The organism is Pseudomonas sp. FEN (genome assembly GCF_904067045.1).
Classification (GTDB): Bacteria; Pseudomonadota; Gammaproteobacteria; order Pseudomonadales; family Pseudomonadaceae; genus Aquipseudomonas.
In genome coordinates, this window is sequence record NZ_CAJFDC010000001.1 from 1 (window position 1) to 14,588 (window position 14,588).

General features: G+C 48.9%; 13 protein-coding genes, 1 tRNA gene and 1 pseudogene. 9 read left to right on the forward strand and 6 right to left on the reverse strand.

What is annotated here, in order from left to right:
• Nucleotides 1-1,271 precede the first annotated feature (1,271 nt).
• Together PFEN_RS00005 and PFEN_RS00010 are read right to left on the reverse strand one after the other, a co-directional pair.
• The gene (locus tag PFEN_RS00005) at nt 1,272-1,592 is read right to left on the reverse strand and encodes a MazG nucleotide pyrophosphohydrolase domain-containing protein (protein ID WP_191485008.1); all 321 of its coding nucleotides are present in this window, start codon (nt 1,590-1,592) and stop codon (nt 1,272-1,274) included.
• Nucleotides 1,589-1,996, reverse strand: coding sequence for a hypothetical protein (locus tag PFEN_RS00010; RefSeq protein WP_191485009.1), 408 nt, complete (start codon nt 1,994-1,996; stop codon nt 1,589-1,591). The genes PFEN_RS00005 and PFEN_RS00010 overlap by 4 nt, the downstream gene beginning before the upstream one ends.
• Before the next feature lie 455 nt (nt 1,997-2,451).
• Here PFEN_RS00010 and PFEN_RS00015 point away from each other — a divergent pair, with 455 nt between their 5' ends.
• From PFEN_RS00015 to PFEN_RS00035, 5 genes are read left to right on the forward strand one after another with little or no spacing between them, the layout of a single operon-like run.
• The gene (locus tag PFEN_RS00015) at nt 2,452-3,369 is read left to right on the forward strand and encodes a hypothetical protein (RefSeq protein WP_191485010.1); all 918 of its coding nucleotides are present in this window, start codon (nt 2,452-2,454) and stop codon (nt 3,367-3,369) included.
• Nucleotides 3,369-4,550 (forward strand): glycosyltransferase, encoded by a 1,182-nt coding sequence (locus PFEN_RS00020; protein WP_191485011.1) that lies wholly within the window; start codon nt 3,369-3,371, stop codon nt 4,548-4,550. The genes PFEN_RS00015 and PFEN_RS00020 overlap by 1 nt, the downstream gene beginning before the upstream one ends.
• The gene (hisG, locus tag PFEN_RS00025) at nt 4,540-5,142 is read left to right on the forward strand and encodes an ATP phosphoribosyltransferase (protein ID WP_191485012.1); all 603 of its coding nucleotides are present in this window, start codon (nt 4,540-4,542) and stop codon (nt 5,140-5,142) included. Before PFEN_RS00020 ends, hisG begins: the two co-directional genes overlap by 11 nt.
• A complete protein-coding gene (locus PFEN_RS00030) occupies nt 5,133-5,801 on the forward strand; it encodes an SDR family oxidoreductase (RefSeq protein WP_191485013.1) in 669 nt (222 codons plus the stop codon). Before hisG ends, PFEN_RS00030 begins: the two co-directional genes overlap by 10 nt.
• A gap of 2 nt (nt 5,802-5,803) precedes the next feature.
• Complete coding sequence (locus PFEN_RS00035; protein WP_191485014.1) at nt 5,804-6,982, forward strand: AIR synthase-related protein; 1,179 nt, start codon at nt 5,804-5,806, stop codon at nt 6,980-6,982.
• A 495-nt stretch (nt 6,983-7,477) separates the two neighbouring features.
• Here PFEN_RS00035 and PFEN_RS31235 read toward each other — a convergent pair whose 3' ends face one another.
• Nucleotides 7,478-7,708, reverse strand: a complete 231-nt coding sequence (locus tag PFEN_RS31235; protein WP_224770864.1) for an antitoxin VbhA family protein — start codon at nt 7,706-7,708, stop codon at nt 7,478-7,480.
• Between the two features lie 242 nt (nt 7,709-7,950).
• A pseudogene (locus PFEN_RS00045) lies at nt 7,951-8,367 on the reverse strand (hypothetical protein); the annotation flags it as partial.
• 719 nt (nt 8,368-9,086) lie between these two features.
• Here PFEN_RS00045 and PFEN_RS00050 point away from each other — a divergent pair.
• Nucleotides 9,087-10,289, forward strand: coding sequence for a hypothetical protein (locus PFEN_RS00050; RefSeq protein ID WP_191485016.1), 1,203 nt, complete (start codon nt 9,087-9,089; stop codon nt 10,287-10,289).
• A 426-nt stretch (nt 10,290-10,715) separates the two neighbouring features.
• Here the strand turns inward: PFEN_RS00050 and PFEN_RS00055 are convergent.
• Nucleotides 10,716-10,805, reverse strand: a tRNA-Ser gene (locus tag PFEN_RS00055).
• Nucleotides 10,806-11,124: 319 nt separating this feature from the next.
• On the opposite strand from PFEN_RS00055, the gene PFEN_RS00060 reads away from it, so the two are divergent.
• From PFEN_RS00060 to PFEN_RS00070, 3 genes are all read left to right on the forward strand, one after another.
• A complete protein-coding gene (locus PFEN_RS00060; RefSeq protein WP_191485017.1) occupies nt 11,125-11,814 on the forward strand; it encodes a crotonase/enoyl-CoA hydratase family protein in 690 nt (229 codons plus the stop codon).
• Nucleotides 11,815-11,942: 128 nt separating this feature from the next.
• Nucleotides 11,943-12,680 carry a lysophospholipid acyltransferase family protein gene (locus PFEN_RS00065; protein ID WP_191485018.1) on the forward strand — a complete coding sequence of 246 codons (738 nt, stop codon included), beginning with the start codon at nt 11,943-11,945 and terminating at the stop codon, nt 12,678-12,680.
• A gap of 69 nt (nt 12,681-12,749) precedes the next feature.
• Nucleotides 12,750-13,721 carry a magnesium and cobalt transport protein CorA gene (locus PFEN_RS00070; protein WP_191485019.1) on the forward strand — a complete coding sequence of 324 codons (972 nt, stop codon included), beginning with the start codon at nt 12,750-12,752 and terminating at the stop codon, nt 13,719-13,721.
• A 66-nt stretch (nt 13,722-13,787) separates the two neighbouring features.
• Here PFEN_RS00070 and PFEN_RS00075 read toward each other — a convergent pair whose 3' ends face one another.
• Nucleotides 13,788-14,516, reverse strand: a complete 729-nt coding sequence (locus PFEN_RS00075) for an amidotransferase (RefSeq protein ID WP_191485020.1) — start codon at nt 14,514-14,516, stop codon at nt 13,788-13,790.
• Nucleotides 14,517-14,588: the final 72 nt, after the last annotated feature.

Here is a 14,588-nt window from a genome sequence, read left to right on the forward strand (position 1 = left end):
ACCACCGCCACCGCTGTTGGTGAAGGCGGCTGATGCGCTCACAGCTTTCTGTTCTTGAACATCGAGCACACGAATAGTAGTAGTCATAACTTAATTCCTTTTCTAGTTAAGTTTTGCACAAAGCGGAATCACTTTGTCAAAGCAGGATCGTGGTGGTTGAGCGATGGCTCGTTAGGCCTTGTTGGCAACACCACCGCCACCACCGCCACCGCTGTTGGTGAAGGCGGCAGATGCGCTTACGGCTTTCTGCTCTTGGAGATCGAGCACACGAATAGTAGTAGTCATAACCTAATTCCTTTCTAGTTAAGTTTTATACGAAGCAGTATCACTTCGAACCAGAAAACTAGACCCATACTAACCACGTGTCAAATTTCAAAATGAAAAAAATAAAATAAAATCGCCCATTGACACACATGCATTATCTGGATACCCCCCCCTGATTAGATGATATTTTGATATTATATAGCCATTAGATTAGGTAAATTGCAGACAACATCAGTGATACCAAAAATGGCGGCTAAAGCGTTTCTCTAATATATGCTCACCGTGACGTCCACGCACAACACACATCCTTTAATGCTGCCAGATAGTAGTATTTATTGGAGTCAAGTAAAAATACCTCTACTCAAAAATCCATCTAAGTCCAGCACTCAATCACAGACCAAATACTCCATCGGATTTGGAGATCAAACTAGTGCTATGCGAGCCCGTTTTTTTTGCATGCCAATAAGCCATCATGAAGCTATCATGTCATATAAATTCTATTCCTGCTGGCGGCAAGCTTCTAAGTATTCACAACTGATACCTGTAGCGGGAAACCAGTCGATAAATCTCGCATCGCACCTCATGCTCCATCGAGTCTGCTTGCCTTCGCAAGGCTTGATAGTGAGGGATTTTCGTTACTGAAACGCCAGCCCCCCAAGCCAGCTTGGAGATCGATCAATAGCGGATGCATCTAGTGAAGTGATACAGTCCTCTACACCACCCACTTGGAAAATCCTCGTCTAAAAAATGGCTCAATAGACCTTGTGACGGGTGCTCTGAACTTCCAGCTAGATCCACTTGATACGCAGCTAAGCGGATATCGGTATATCATCTGCACCGCCCTCAATTACACTCGTTGAATCCACAATACTATCTTGTACGGCAGTTTGACCCAGCACTAAACAAAAACAAATAACAAGGCAAGGCCATCAATATCTGTATCAGCACATACTCAAGTATCAAACAAATGATTTTTACCGACGTCGTAATAAACAACAAAACTCACGCTAACTATTTACCTTATCTGCGCCATATTTTACTCTCTGGCGATCCAACTCCTTCAATATAGATTTCTCGACTAAAGTCCGGCCATCAATCTCTAGGGTATTCATTAAACTAAAAATCCACACTAATATATCACCAAGCTCACCGGTAATATCGTCCAAATCGTGATTACGCCGGATTGCCCGAATTAGCTCACCCACCTCTTCTGTCAGCCACAAACAAGCCTTATCCTTATCGTATGTTCCGAAGACGCAGCCATACGCTTCCTGCAGCTGAAAAATATTAGCCAGGGAAGAAATAATAATTTCATCAGATTTTTTCATGCCACCAACCTAAATGATAAATACTGGTTGATATACTTGATGCTAGAAGCGGTTTGTGAATCAATCGCTGGCATCTTGAGCATACACACCAGTTCCGAATATTGCGGCCCATACTCATCTAAAATTTTTTTAAACTCAGCTCTGAGTGCTTTTAATGTCGACTCATAAGACCGCCCCAAAAATTCGGAGTAATACTTTACACCCCAGCTATTTATTCTAAGTTGCTTCTCCTCGGAGATATCAACGTTGAATTTAGTTGCCACAGTAAATCGATAAATTAGCTGAGCGTATGTAATAAATACAAAAGAAGACTGATCCAAGCTTTTTCCTAATGCCCTTAACACCAATCCTTTAATTGAAGAGTCAGAAAGAACATACAACGAATTCCCCTGTAGATTGAACATGTGACGCAGCTCAAGATCAACAGCGAGAAGAGCAGCAATTAATAACTCACAATCCGCTTCAGATTGGAGTTAGTTGGGAGCAGGGTTTCAATTTTCGAAATAGGATTCAAATCATCAAAGCCTGGTGCCAGCAATATATCTCGAATAGTCATTTCCATTGACAAGTGCAGCTCCTAGTATAATAAAACACACACTGGGACTTAACCCTAGTTCATTTCCAAAAAAAGTCAAGTAGAGAGGATTTTTAGTAAATCAATTTAGAGGGGTAGCTTAAACCCACACGTCAACGCAAAGCTGCACAGCATGTGGTAAGCCTCGTCATAGGGCATATAGCTATGCTAGCCCACTGCCCTCTATTCAACATAAATAAAAAAAGCTACGCTAGATCGTCGGTGAGGAAGCAAGCAGAAGCACTACACATCTGATAGCCCCAATGGACTGAATGGGTAATACATGTGAAAACAATTCAACTTGAAAGCTACTACTATCAAACCCCTTTTGGACAACTCATAATAAATTGCGCACAAGAGAATAGGGCAATTACTGACCCTGTCCTTGGTGAGGCCAATTACAAAAAAACAATTAGCAATACTAAATACAATATTACCTTTGGCGCTGATAGCTCTCCGAAGTCATCATACAGAAATAGTCAATTTGCTAAAGGGTTGCACCTTGGGCATCACATCGGCCTGCCTGGCCAAGTGTCCATGTCGACAGACATGTTAAATATAGTGCTAAAAAATGGATGTTTGAATGATTACACTAAAATTTTCTGGAATTATGCACTCAAACTTTATCTTTCCACAATGTCATTTCAACACTCCGCGCTACACTTAAAAGCCACTACACTGTCCGATAAAAATGGAAATGCCTTACTAGTTATAGGCAAAGGTGGTTCGGGCAAAAGCACGCTTGCAGAAAAACTTAATCTGTTCGGTTATAAAACACTCAGCAATACGCATACCATTTACAAAGACGGATATGTTTGGGGCATGAATACTTGGATACGAAAGCGCTCGGAAAATTCACAACACTATATACCCCCTTCACCATTAAAGACGGAAAGATTTGCAAAACTGAAATCCATAATAATCTTCGAAAAAAATGAGAGCCCGGAATACCACGAGGAACCCCTCAATATAGAACACGCTATAAACTTTATCATCCAGTTCGGCTTGGCAACATGCAATTATGACCTGAAAGAGGATCTATCAGAGTTATTTGAATCAAGCCTAGAATATCTGAGCCACTCTCAACGCGAATACTTTCTTCTAACAAAAATGTTAAATAGCGTACCAATAAAATATTTGACGGGTGATATCCACAACAACTCAACCCTCGACAAAATATTATATAACATAGAGAGCAATTAATGAATATTGCATTTTTACCCTCTGCAGATTTATCTTACGAATCAGGTAGTATAATCAATGCACTGATCACAATAAAGGGCCTAAAAGAACTTGGCGTAACTGTGGCCACGCTTGCGCAAAAGCTGCCAATTGATATAAATACCCCAATCGACAATATTTCTACAAATCCGAAACTACTTGAACACCCTATAATAACAGACAGATATATTACCGACGAACAGCATATTGAAAACTTAGAAATATATCTCGCTTACCTATTCACTAAGCATGTCGAGTCCAAAATTGATGTGGTGGTAGTGCAATATTTTTCCGTAGCTAGTTATGCAGCCAAGGTATTTGGCGAGGTTATGGGGGTTCCGTATATTGTATTCAGCTTCGGACGCGACCTATCCTCTTTTGATCAGTTAAGCTCAAATTTAAAGCGCATGATACGTGAATCCATAACTCGAGTTAGCGGCATCATCTTCCCTAATGAAGAAATACTTAACTCCTTTAAAATTTTGAGAGTTAACAAAACGCCACCATATTTAATTTCCCCTCCAGCATTGACAGCAGACATTTATGATCTAGATTGCAGTACTACTCAGAGGCTCCCCAAGGACATGAAAGTTATCACCACGATCAACTCATGTTTTAAGGAGGAAAAGGGAATCGACTCGATAATTATGGCATTCAGCAGCATGCGAAAGCAGCACAATGACGTAATATTAGTAATAGCAGGTACCGATGACCACCCGGAATCCGTAAATTACAAACGGCTGAAGGCATTGGCGAAGCGATTCGAAATATCTGATAGTATATTTTTTCCAGGATACTTAAACAGAGCTCAAATAGGAGGACTCCTTGCTGGAACAGATTTATTCATCGATGCTAGGTATGTAAGTAATTTCAGCTCTGTCCTAATTGAAGCTCAGGCTTTTAAAGTCCCAACCATAAGCGCAAAAAATCTCTCTTCACTTCAAGTAATTGAGCATGGAGCAAACGGATTACTTTTTGACGCCAATGATTCATACCACCTGGCTGAGTTAGGGCTATCGGTACTTAAGAATCCTACCTTAGCAAAGGTGTTGACCAACGGATGCACTGAATGGTGTAACTTGCACCTTTCAACTTTTGAAAGCAATAACACCATCAAAGACATATATAATTTCATCAAAGGAGTAGTTAAACATGGCAGTTAAAATCGGATTTCCCAAAGGTGTTGTCATTCCATATTCGCGCAGCACCATTGAAAAAATAATGCATATGGACGCAAAAAATGACTGCCTGAGTTTTTGCAACACAGAAACACATTGCTATCTACTAAAACATAGAGACATCCCACAACTGGTACATGACGGGGTAATTGATATAGGAGTTACTTCGTCTGAATGGGTTGCAGAAAGCGGACTAGAAAATATATCTATACAAAAGCACCTCGACTGGTGTGATACACGTATAAGTCTTATCGGGTCGCACGCTAAAAATGAATTAGTGGCAGGAGTAAAAGTAGTCACTGAGTTCCCACGTATAACAAAACAGTTCTTAGCAGGCTTGAGTATTCCACCTTCTAATATCTACAAACTAAGCGGATCAACCGAAGCTATGATACCCAATGCTTTTTTGTATGGTGTTGAGTGCATTGAAACAGGCCAAACCTTACGGGCCAATGGCTTAGTAGAAATAACAGAAATAATGAATGCATCAGTCGTAGTCATAACAAAAAAAGATGAGGCAAGAAACCTTAGCGTCTACATCGATCAAATTCACAACAAAGGAAGTGAATGCAATTGAACATCCTATTGACAGGTGCTAGCAAAGGTATTGGACTTGCTATCTACGAGAAGCTTCGAGAAGACTCATCTAATAATATTTATGTCATCGGGTTGACCCCCCCGACCGGCATACAAGACTCAATGTTTTACAGGTGCGACCTTCGATTCAACGACCAACTGGTACAAACAATCGAGCAACTGAAAAGTGTTGTTTTGCGATTCGACGTCATCGTAAATAACGCTGGCTACGGTATTTTTAAGCCGATATCTGAAATAAAAATAAACGAATGGAGCGAGCTGATAAACGTCAATCTCACGACACCATTCTATATTATAAGTAACTATATTGAAGAGATGAAAACCGCAAATTTCGGCAAGATAATAAATATATCTTCAGATGCTGACTTCAAACCCTTTGAAAATGCTGCCCTATATTGCGCATCTAAGTATGGACTTCTCGGTTTGTCTGACTCAATAAGATTAGAGCTAAAAGGTAAAAATATCTCTATAACGACTATATCGCCGGGCCGTGTCGACACTTATTTTAACGGAAAAAGTCCTGGTGATCGCCCAGTGTCCTTGAAACCAGCTGATGTTGCGATCCAAGTTGCAAACGTGATAAAATTAGCAAGCACTACGTCAATACACTCTATTCGCCTTCAATCATCACTGGAGTAGGTATGTCTACCCTTTACAGTAAGCTGGGTGTTTCCTCATCAAAGGAAGATGTTCACGAAGCCATGGGCCAGTTGCGTAATTCGTCTGATGCAACTGCATTCTGCCAGGTAATTGACGATGGATCCCAATACTACCAACTGCTTCATGCTGATGGCGCAGGCTCTAAGTCTATAGTTGCATATCTTCACTATAAAGAAACTGGAAGCAGTAAAATTTTCGAGAGCTTAGCAATTGACTCTTCGGTCATGAACACCGATGACATGCTATGTGTTGGCTGTACAGATGGTTTCATTTTAAGCAATACAATAGGCCGAAACTCACATCGAGTTGGAAAAGATATTTTGGCATCTATAATGCTAGGATATCAACATTTCGCAGACAGTATGCGGCCATTTGGAATCACTATATCCCTGTGCGGTGGCGAAACGGCTGATGTCGGGGATATAATTAGCACCTTAATTGTCGACTCGACAATGTACGCCAGATTCCCGAAATCTCGCTTTATCGATGCAGGCAAGATAAATCAAAATCCAAATAACGTTATAGTTGGCCTTTCCTCCTTTGGCAAAGCAAGCTACGAAAGCACTATTAACTCGGGAATAGGTTCAAACGGGTTCACAGTAGCACGCCATGAACTTCTAAGCAAAAAGTATGGCGAAAAATTCCCGGAGACTTTTTCGAACACTATCAATCCTTCCTCCGTATATAATGGACAGTTTTCTTTGTCTGATGCGCTGCCAGGCTCAAGCCAAACGGTAGGCGATGCCCTTCTATCTCCGTGCAGAACTTATCTCCCCGTTATGGCGAAAGTCTTCGATATTTATGGAGATAAAATACGTTCAGTAATACATAATACCGGAGGCGGAATTACGAAGTCTTTGAACTTTTCAAGTGGCATGCACTATATAAAAGATAATTTGTTTGACCTACCCCCAATTTTTGAAGCAATAAAAAACAATAGCGACACGAACATCAAAGATATGTGGTCGGTCTTTAACTGTGGCCAGCGCCTTGAAATTTCATGTGATTCTAGTGTTGCCGCCGGTATTATCGAGATCTCTCAATCATTGGGAGTTGAGGCTAAAATCATTGGATATACCGAACCACTGAAGGACAGCAGCACTAACAAGGTTTCTATTTCTCATAATGGCGTTACTGAAGAGTATGTAAAAACTCTTTGAATTAAAACGGGCAAGCGACCACTTTGACAGGTGAGTCGCTGCCTTGTTTGATCTAAACTCTGCTATCTGATCTGCGCATTGGCTGCAGTAGCGCCTTTTTAAAGGTTGCACGCCCTGCACCTCCTACACGAAGCCCTTTAAGGCTACAAATCAGGCGATTCACTAAGGTAGTAGTCATTGGTGCGACATAACTCCTCTGGCAATTGTAAGAAAAAAGCCCACGCCTCCTGCGTAAGCATCTCTCGCTGCCACTCCCCCTTAATTGGCTGACCCAGCGACGTAATGCGGATTCGCCAACCCCGTGCATTCTCGCCTGAATAGGTGTCCAGTTTCATTAGACCACTACAGGGTACGGTAAACGTCGTCTGGGTGCAGCACACCATCAAAATCGAGAAATAGAACTCGATCATTCGGCGTCAGCCGGCTGCTTGTCGGGCAGTTCGAATCAAGCATGGTAAAGATCTCTCAGAGCCGGCTTTCATGGAAGTTAACTGCTTACCGTGGAGAGCACTGCCGTATGCACTCAATCAACTCCGTCAGTAGCTCATCAAGACTGACTAGGCCATCCGCATATCGCTGCATCTCAGCAAGGTGCGTAGAGGAAGGCCTCACACCTTCGAGTGCCTGACAGCCAAGAACCTCCGCCACCGCTTTGCGACGTCGCTCACGCTCAAGCTCATAGGTCTGCACGTGCCACCTCTCCTTCGCTGCGGATTCCACGGCCATCCGGACACTTTCAGGCAGGCAGCAACGCAGGATTATTCACTACCATCGGCCTCTTTTCTCGAAGCGAAGAGGTCGTCGTGGAGCGTATATCAGATTTCCAACGGCAAGAGATAATATACGCCACGAATGGTGATATAACTCACAGTGACAAACGAGTTTATGAATTTTTGCGTATCAATCGGTGCGACCTAGAAACTTTCAGCTTTTTCATTTTTCGAACCGAATGACGAATACCAGGTCATCTATAAATTAAATCTATTACCTGAAGACTCTAGCGTAATTGACTTCAACTGGTCGGCTAGCTGCTTTGCTGCTTCCTCCGCACGGGTGAATGCAGCGGCGTTACTTGGTGCTGGCGTCGATCCATGGGTATGCCCGGCTAGTTGAGTGTTCATCTGCTCCACTAGGTCGAGTAAATCACACAGCACCTGGAGCACGTTCACCCCTTCCGATCCAAGCCAAGTCTTGGGCGCCTGCAGGCGCTGACCGAACGCTGCCACGCTCTGGCGCAGCCCCTGGATCCGCTCCTGCATGTCGCCACCCACCGTGGCGTTGTGCTTCTGCCCTACTACTAGGTTGAGATCCCGGCCGGTGGCTTGGTGGAGATCGTCCACAGCCGCCAGGCTCGCGGATCCGAAGAGCCCAAGTCGCTGACCACCCGAAACGGTCAGCACGGCACAACAGCACACCCAGCAACAGGCGATTCACAACAGTCAACCGATCAGGCTGCCTTTTGCCCCGCATGTCAGCCAACGGAGTCAGATCCGTTTTTTGCTTCTCGGGTTTTTCGCGTGCGTGAGTAGCTTTCCTATTTTCGTGCTCCAGCAAATTGTCGATAGCGAACTTGTGAGTGGGTGGCGGCTCCGCTGCATTACTGAGCTTTTTATGAAAGTCATCCTGAAGTCGATAGCACCTCTTAGGTCGCCCCTTTCCCTCTGACGTGGACGAAAAGTCCATCACCTTGCACGCTACCAAAGCCGCCAGCGACGCAGTTACCTGGCGATCCGATAGCCCAAAGCGTTCCGCAAAAGCCTTTACGCCAAGCCCCTCAGGATCAGCGGCGCCGAAGCATTGAACGAAGCGAGTTAGGAAATATTTCCCCACTGGATCAAGTCCTTTCGCTTCGCAACATAAAGCAGCTGTAAACACGTAAAGCCTCCAGAGCCCAAGTCCGAAAACCTTGATTATATCGTAATAATTACAGACTGTATAAATGATTGATCGTGATGCAGTAACGTCATCTAAGACGTCATCTAGTAACGATATTATTCACGTGACATATTCACGTGACATATTCACGTGAATAGCCTCGTCATGTGTAACGTGATGAATAACACAGTATAGTTCTGCAAAATGGCACTAACAGTTGGGGCGGGGTATGAACCAAAGATCACGCGGACTTACATGGCTTGATAGCAAGGATCGCAAGCAGCAGGAATGGGCTCGCAAATATCTGCAAGGGAAACGCAAAATCGACCCGCGAAACCTCCCCTCAACTAGCGAACTCCTTCAGATCGGCGAAGACCTAGAGAGCTCCGGGGAAGGAATATTGATCCTTGTGCAAATGAGGGCTGCATGGCGACAGGTAAAATGCAATGCATCAGATAAGACTCGGAAGACCTATGCCTTCAAGCTCAAAATAGATGCAAAAAAAGAGCTGGCACGGCTAGCGGAGGAGAGCAAGATCACCGCAGGCAACATGCTTAGCAGATTGATTTCTGATGGGGCTAACGCCCACACCGAACTGAAAAAGCAGCGAGACGAATTCAAAGAAGAAGCCAAGAGACTCCGCCAGCGAAACAATGCCGCAATGGATTTGCTTGAATTCACCGTGGCAGCGCTGTGCCGAACCGAGATCCTGTTGCACGACAGTCACTCGACAGTGACGATCACCCAGGATCAACAGCACAGAATAGAAAAGCTAGTAAAGGAGGTGGTAACCGAGGCCGGCACCGATATAGCCGCAAGCACAGACAAAACCAACGAACTCAAACTCCGCATCCCAGGGCGCCTCTCTAAAGCCATGAAAGAGGAACAGCGCGTCTGTCGCCTCATCGCGGGCAGGCCGACGAAAAACACATCACAGACAAGACTCATCGACCTTCAGCCAGTCACCTACTCAAAGCCCCTGAGCCAACAACCCCCACAAACAAAGACAAAGCCCAATCCAGCGGGCACACTCAACAGCACTAATCCACCGCTCGGCCAATCCACCAGCGAAGCCATAGGAACGGCGCCCATCGAAAACGCCTCACCTCACTCCACTACAGAAGCACAGATTCAACCCCCTCAAACAGCAACATGGGATCAGCACGGCAGATATAAAATCTATGCTTCAATTGGGAAAGATGGAGTCGCGAGCGCATTCATAAAGCAGCGCCTCGCCAAGACAGATAGCACCAACCCACTGATCAATCACTTAGCCAGTGAAACCGCAGGAGCAGCACCTGGCGAGCGTGATACAGACATACCACGCCCGGGCACTCAAGCAGTCACACAAAGTCCTCCCAGCGGAGATGAATCGCCTACGACTCTTGGGGATCTCCTGTGCAAACAAGGAAAGCTCTCTGACCAAAGCTAGAGCCGGGACCGATTAGAGGCGAGCTATGCGACACCTTCCCAGGCAGACGCCGTGCTCCCTAGTAGTTTAGGCAGCTCGCGAAATCACGCCCCACCCAGGCGGGTCAGCCTTGAACCGGTAGGACGGAGCCAGCCTTGCTGCGGCACTGACACCTGTCCGACGCCCATAGCGATTCAATACAGGGATTGTGACATGACGACGATAGAGTACTGATCGACCACATACAGCAAGGCCGCAGATGTCGGGGCGCGCACGTTATACGATTTGATGAGTATTTTTATGCCAAGCGCTCACACCGCTGCATTCACACCCCTTTAAAGGGCGGCAGAGCAAAATCACACAAAAAGAGAGTGGGGGAACAGATGGGGGAACAGAAACCACCAAAAGCAAAAAGGCCCCATAAAATGGGGCCTTTAGGTATCAATATGGCGGTGAAGGAGAGATTCGAACTCTCGATACAGTTTCCTGTATACACACTTTCCAGGCGTGCTCCTTAAGCCACTCGGACACTTCACCGTATCTCGTCAAACCTATTCAGTCTGTCGAGGCGCGCTAATGTAGTCGAAAGCTTTTCCGATGGCAAAGGTTTTTTTCAGAATTTTCATGCGCTTAAGTCAATAAGCCGGACGCCCCCCAGCGCCCTGGCCCAGCGATCAGGGCAAAACCGCCAATCTCCGGCCTGGTCCGCCGCGCGTTACCGCCCTACAGCGGGCCCGGCGCCAGCTGCCAGCCCTTGCGCGACCGGCAAAGGCTGACTCACCAGTCAGTCACGACGCTTTACCTCGCCCTGGCAGCTGGGTAACGTCTGCTTCACTTCTATATAAGGAATTGCGTCATGAGTGAATTGATCTCTTACCACCTCGACGACGGCATCGCGACCCTGACCTTGAGCAATGGCAAGGTCAATGCCATTTCCCCGGACGTGATTGCCGCGTTCAACAGCGCGCTGGACCGGGCCAGCGCCGACCGGGCCATCGTGATCATCACCGGCCAGCCGGGCATTCTGTCCGGCGGCTACGACCTGAAGGTGATGACCGCCGGTCCCAAGGAGGCCGTGAGCCTGGTGACCGCTGGCTCCACCCTCGCCCGTCGCCTGCTGTCACACCCCTTCCCGGTCATCGTCGCCTGCCCCGGGCATGCGGTTGCCAAGGGCGCATTCCTGCTGCTCTCGGTCGATTACCGGATCGGCGTCGACGGGCCGTTCAGCATCGGCCTGAATGAAGTGCAGATCGGCATGACCATGCACCACGCCGGGATCGAGCTGGCCCGGGATCGCCTGCGGCGCTCGGCATTCCAGCGCTCGGTGATCAATGGCGAGATGTTCAACCCACGGGATGCCGTGGATGCCGGTTTCCTCGACAAGGTGGTGGCCGCCGATGCGCTGAAGGACGCCGCTCTGGCCGCCGCCCAGGCGCTGAAGAAGATCAATATGAACGCTCACAAGAACACCAAGCTGAAAGTGCGCAAGGAACTGCTGGAGACCCTGGATAACGCGATCATTCTCGATCAGGAACATTTGGGTTAAGCCCGCCACGGAGCGCTCAAGCGCAACCATACGCCAAAACATCGCCAACGCCCGGCTACAGACGGTAATTGCCGAAAACAGTGCACATCCGTACACTGCGCCACCTTTTGTCCGGGCGGGCCCTGCAGATGTTGTTTCTGGTGCGTATGTTGTTGATGGGGCTGCATTTTGTGCTTGCCGGTGTACTCGGTGTGTTGCTCGGGCTATGCCGTCCCTTCAACCCGGACAACAGCCGACTCTGCGCCCGCCTCTATGCCTGGCCCGCGATGCGCATCCTGCGCCTGCGGGTCAAAGCCGAAGTCGGGCCGCTGCTGAACAAGCCGCAAAGCTGCGTGATCATCGCCAATCATCAATCCAACTATGACCTGTTCGTCTTCGGCAATGTGGTACCCCGCCGCACCGTGTGCATCGGCAAGAAAAGCCTGAAGTGGGTGCCCCTGTTCGGCCAGTTGTTCTGGCTGGCCGGCAATGTGCTGATCGACCGCGGTAACGCCCACAAGGCCCGGCGCTCCATGCTGACCACCACCGAAACCCTGCAGCACAAGGACACCTCGATCTGGGTCTTCCCGGAAGGCACGCGCAATCTGGGCGAAGAACTGCTGCCGTTCAAGAAAGGCGCGTTCCAGATGGCCATCGCCGCCGGGGTGCCGATTGTGCCGGTGTGTGCCAGCAGCTATAGCAAGCACATGCGCCTGAACCGCTGGCTCGGCGGCAAGATCCTGATCCGCTCGCTGCCGGCGATTCCGACCGTCGGGCTGACACTGGACGATATGCCACTGCTGATCGCCCAATGCCGGGAGCAGATGCGCACATGCATCGAAGCGATGGATCAGCAACTCTCCCACGAACTCCCACGCGTTTGCTGACTCTGAACAGGCAAGGCAGGATAAGCTGCAACCCGCCCTTCCCTCAAAAAAGCAGAAGTGATCAACACCATGGGTAGAGTTGTTGCCTCGGCGGTTTACAGCGCCGGTAGGAAAGTCAGGGATATCACGCTCGATGAAGGCAGTACCTGGGCGGCGAAACCGGACCATTTTGTCTGGATCGGCCTGGAAGAGCCCAACGCCCAGGAACTGGCCAACCTGCAAAAACAGTTCAATCTGCACGAACTGGCCATTGAAGACGCGCTGGAAAAACACAGCCGGCCCAAGCTGGAAAGCTTCGGCGATGCGCTGTTCATCGTCACCTATTCGCCGATCCGCAACGAAGGCAAGCTGGAGTTCATCGAAACCCACATCTTCGCTGGCAACGGCTACATCATCACCTGCCGTAACGGCCACTCGAAGTCCTATGCCCATGTCAGGCAACGCTGCGAAGCGCGGCCACTATTGCTGGAGCACGGCGAGGACTTTGTCCTGTATGCCCTGCTGGACTTCGTCACCGAGAGCTATCAGCCCGTCAGCGAAGCCATCCACGCCGAGATCGACGAGCTGGAAAAAAGCGTGCTCACCGGCGCGCTGAACGAGGGCGATATCCAGCGCATCCATTACCTGCGCCGCGATGTACTGCGCCTGCGCCGCTACGTGGCGCCGATGGTGGAGATCAGCGAGGAAGTCTCGCGCCTGGACTTCCCGTTTATCGACAAGAACATGCGCCCGTATTTCCGTGACGTACAGATTCATGTCACCCGCCAGATGGAAGACCTGGCGACGCTGCGCGATATCGCCAGCCAGACCATCGAGATCGGCGTGCTGCTGGAGGCCGCGCGCCAGAGCGTGGTACAGCGCAAGTTCGCCGCCTGGGCGGCAATCCTGGCATTCCCGACGGCGGTGGCCGGGATCTATGGGATGAACTTCCAGAACATGCCGGAGTTGAGCTGGCACTACGGCTATTTCGCCGTGCTGGGATTCATTGCCGTGGGCTGCACGGGGTTGTGGGCCAGCTTCAAGAAATCCGGCTGGCTATAGCAGGCAGACCGGCTCGCGAAGGGGCCGCCAAGGCCCCCTGGAACAACCGCCCGCCCCCTCGCCCACTCAGGCCGATGCCGCCTCGGGTTTATGCGCCACGAAACGCATCATCCATTCCGCGACAGTGGTGCCGTGGTGCTCGTGCACCAGGCTCGCCACGCCATTGGAATAGATCTGCTCACCGAGAAACTCCTGGCGGATATCCAGCAACGCCCGGGAGTAATCGTGGATGAACTCCGGATGCCCCTGGAAGCACAGCACCTGGTCGTTGATGTGGTACGCCGCATACGGGCAGAAATCGCTGGAGGCAATCACCGTGGCGTTTTCCGGCAGTGCGGTGACCTGGTCCTGGTGACTGATCAACAGGGTCAGTTCTTCACGCACCGGACTCATCCACGGCGCCTTCGCCGCCATCTTGTATTGATGGGTGCCCACCCCCCACCCCTGGGTCGCACGCTCGGTCTTGCCGCCCAGCAGCAACGCCAGCAATTGGTGGCCGAAGCAGATGCCCAGCAACTTGTCACCCCGCTCGTAGCGGTTGAGCAGGTAAGCCTTGAGGGTCTGGATCCACGGGTCGCTGCCAAAGGAGTCGGCCTTGCTGCCAGTCACCAGGTACGCGTCAAAGTTCAGATCATCACTCGGATAGTTGCCCTGCATCACGTTGTACACGCTGAACCTGGCCGCGATCGGTTGATGGGAGAACAGGCGCTCGAACATCTGCCCATAGCCCTGATATTGATCGACCAGTTCCGGACGCAGGACATCGGTTTCCAGAATGCAGATGTGTAACGACATAAAAATACCCGACACAAAAAAGATCAAGAATGAAACCCGAGCCTGCCTTGAAACCCGCTGTCAAGGCAAGCA

Excerpts from the sequence above, each read along its gene's own strand:
- PFEN_RS00050 (WP_191485016.1), top strand. The coding sequence starts at position 9,087 with ATGAACCAAAGATCACGCGGACTTACATGGCTTGATAGCAAGGATCGC.
- PFEN_RS00070 (WP_191485019.1), top strand. The coding sequence starts at position 12,750 with ATGGGTAGAGTTGTTGCCTCGGCGGTTTACAGCGCCGGTAGGAAAGTC.
- PFEN_RS00065 (WP_191485018.1), top strand. The coding sequence starts at position 11,943 with ATGTTGTTTCTGGTGCGTATGTTGTTGATGGGGCTGCATTTTGTGCTT.
- PFEN_RS00075 (WP_191485020.1), bottom strand. The coding sequence starts at position 14,516 with ATGTCGTTACACATCTGCATTCTGGAAACCGATGTCCTGCGTCCGGAA.
- PFEN_RS00010 (WP_191485009.1), bottom strand. The coding sequence starts at position 1,996 with ATGTTCAATCTACAGGGGAATTCGTTGTATGTTCTTTCTGACTCTTCA.
- PFEN_RS31235 (WP_224770864.1), bottom strand. The coding sequence starts at position 7,708 with ATGGCCGTGGAATCCGCAGCGAAGGAGAGGTGGCACGTGCAGACCTAT.
- PFEN_RS00020 (WP_191485011.1), top strand. The coding sequence starts at position 3,369 with ATGAATATTGCATTTTTACCCTCTGCAGATTTATCTTACGAATCAGGT.
- PFEN_RS00035 (WP_191485014.1), top strand. The coding sequence starts at position 5,804 with ATGTCTACCCTTTACAGTAAGCTGGGTGTTTCCTCATCAAAGGAAGAT.
- PFEN_RS00060 (WP_191485017.1), top strand. The coding sequence starts at position 11,125 with ATGAGTGAATTGATCTCTTACCACCTCGACGACGGCATCGCGACCCTG.
- PFEN_RS00005 (WP_191485008.1), bottom strand. The coding sequence starts at position 1,592 with ATGAAAAAATCTGATGAAATTATTATTTCTTCCCTGGCTAATATTTTT.
- PFEN_RS00030 (WP_191485013.1), top strand. The coding sequence starts at position 5,133 with ATGCAATTGAACATCCTATTGACAGGTGCTAGCAAAGGTATTGGACTT.
- hisG (WP_191485012.1), top strand. The coding sequence starts at position 4,540 with ATGGCAGTTAAAATCGGATTTCCCAAAGGTGTTGTCATTCCATATTCG.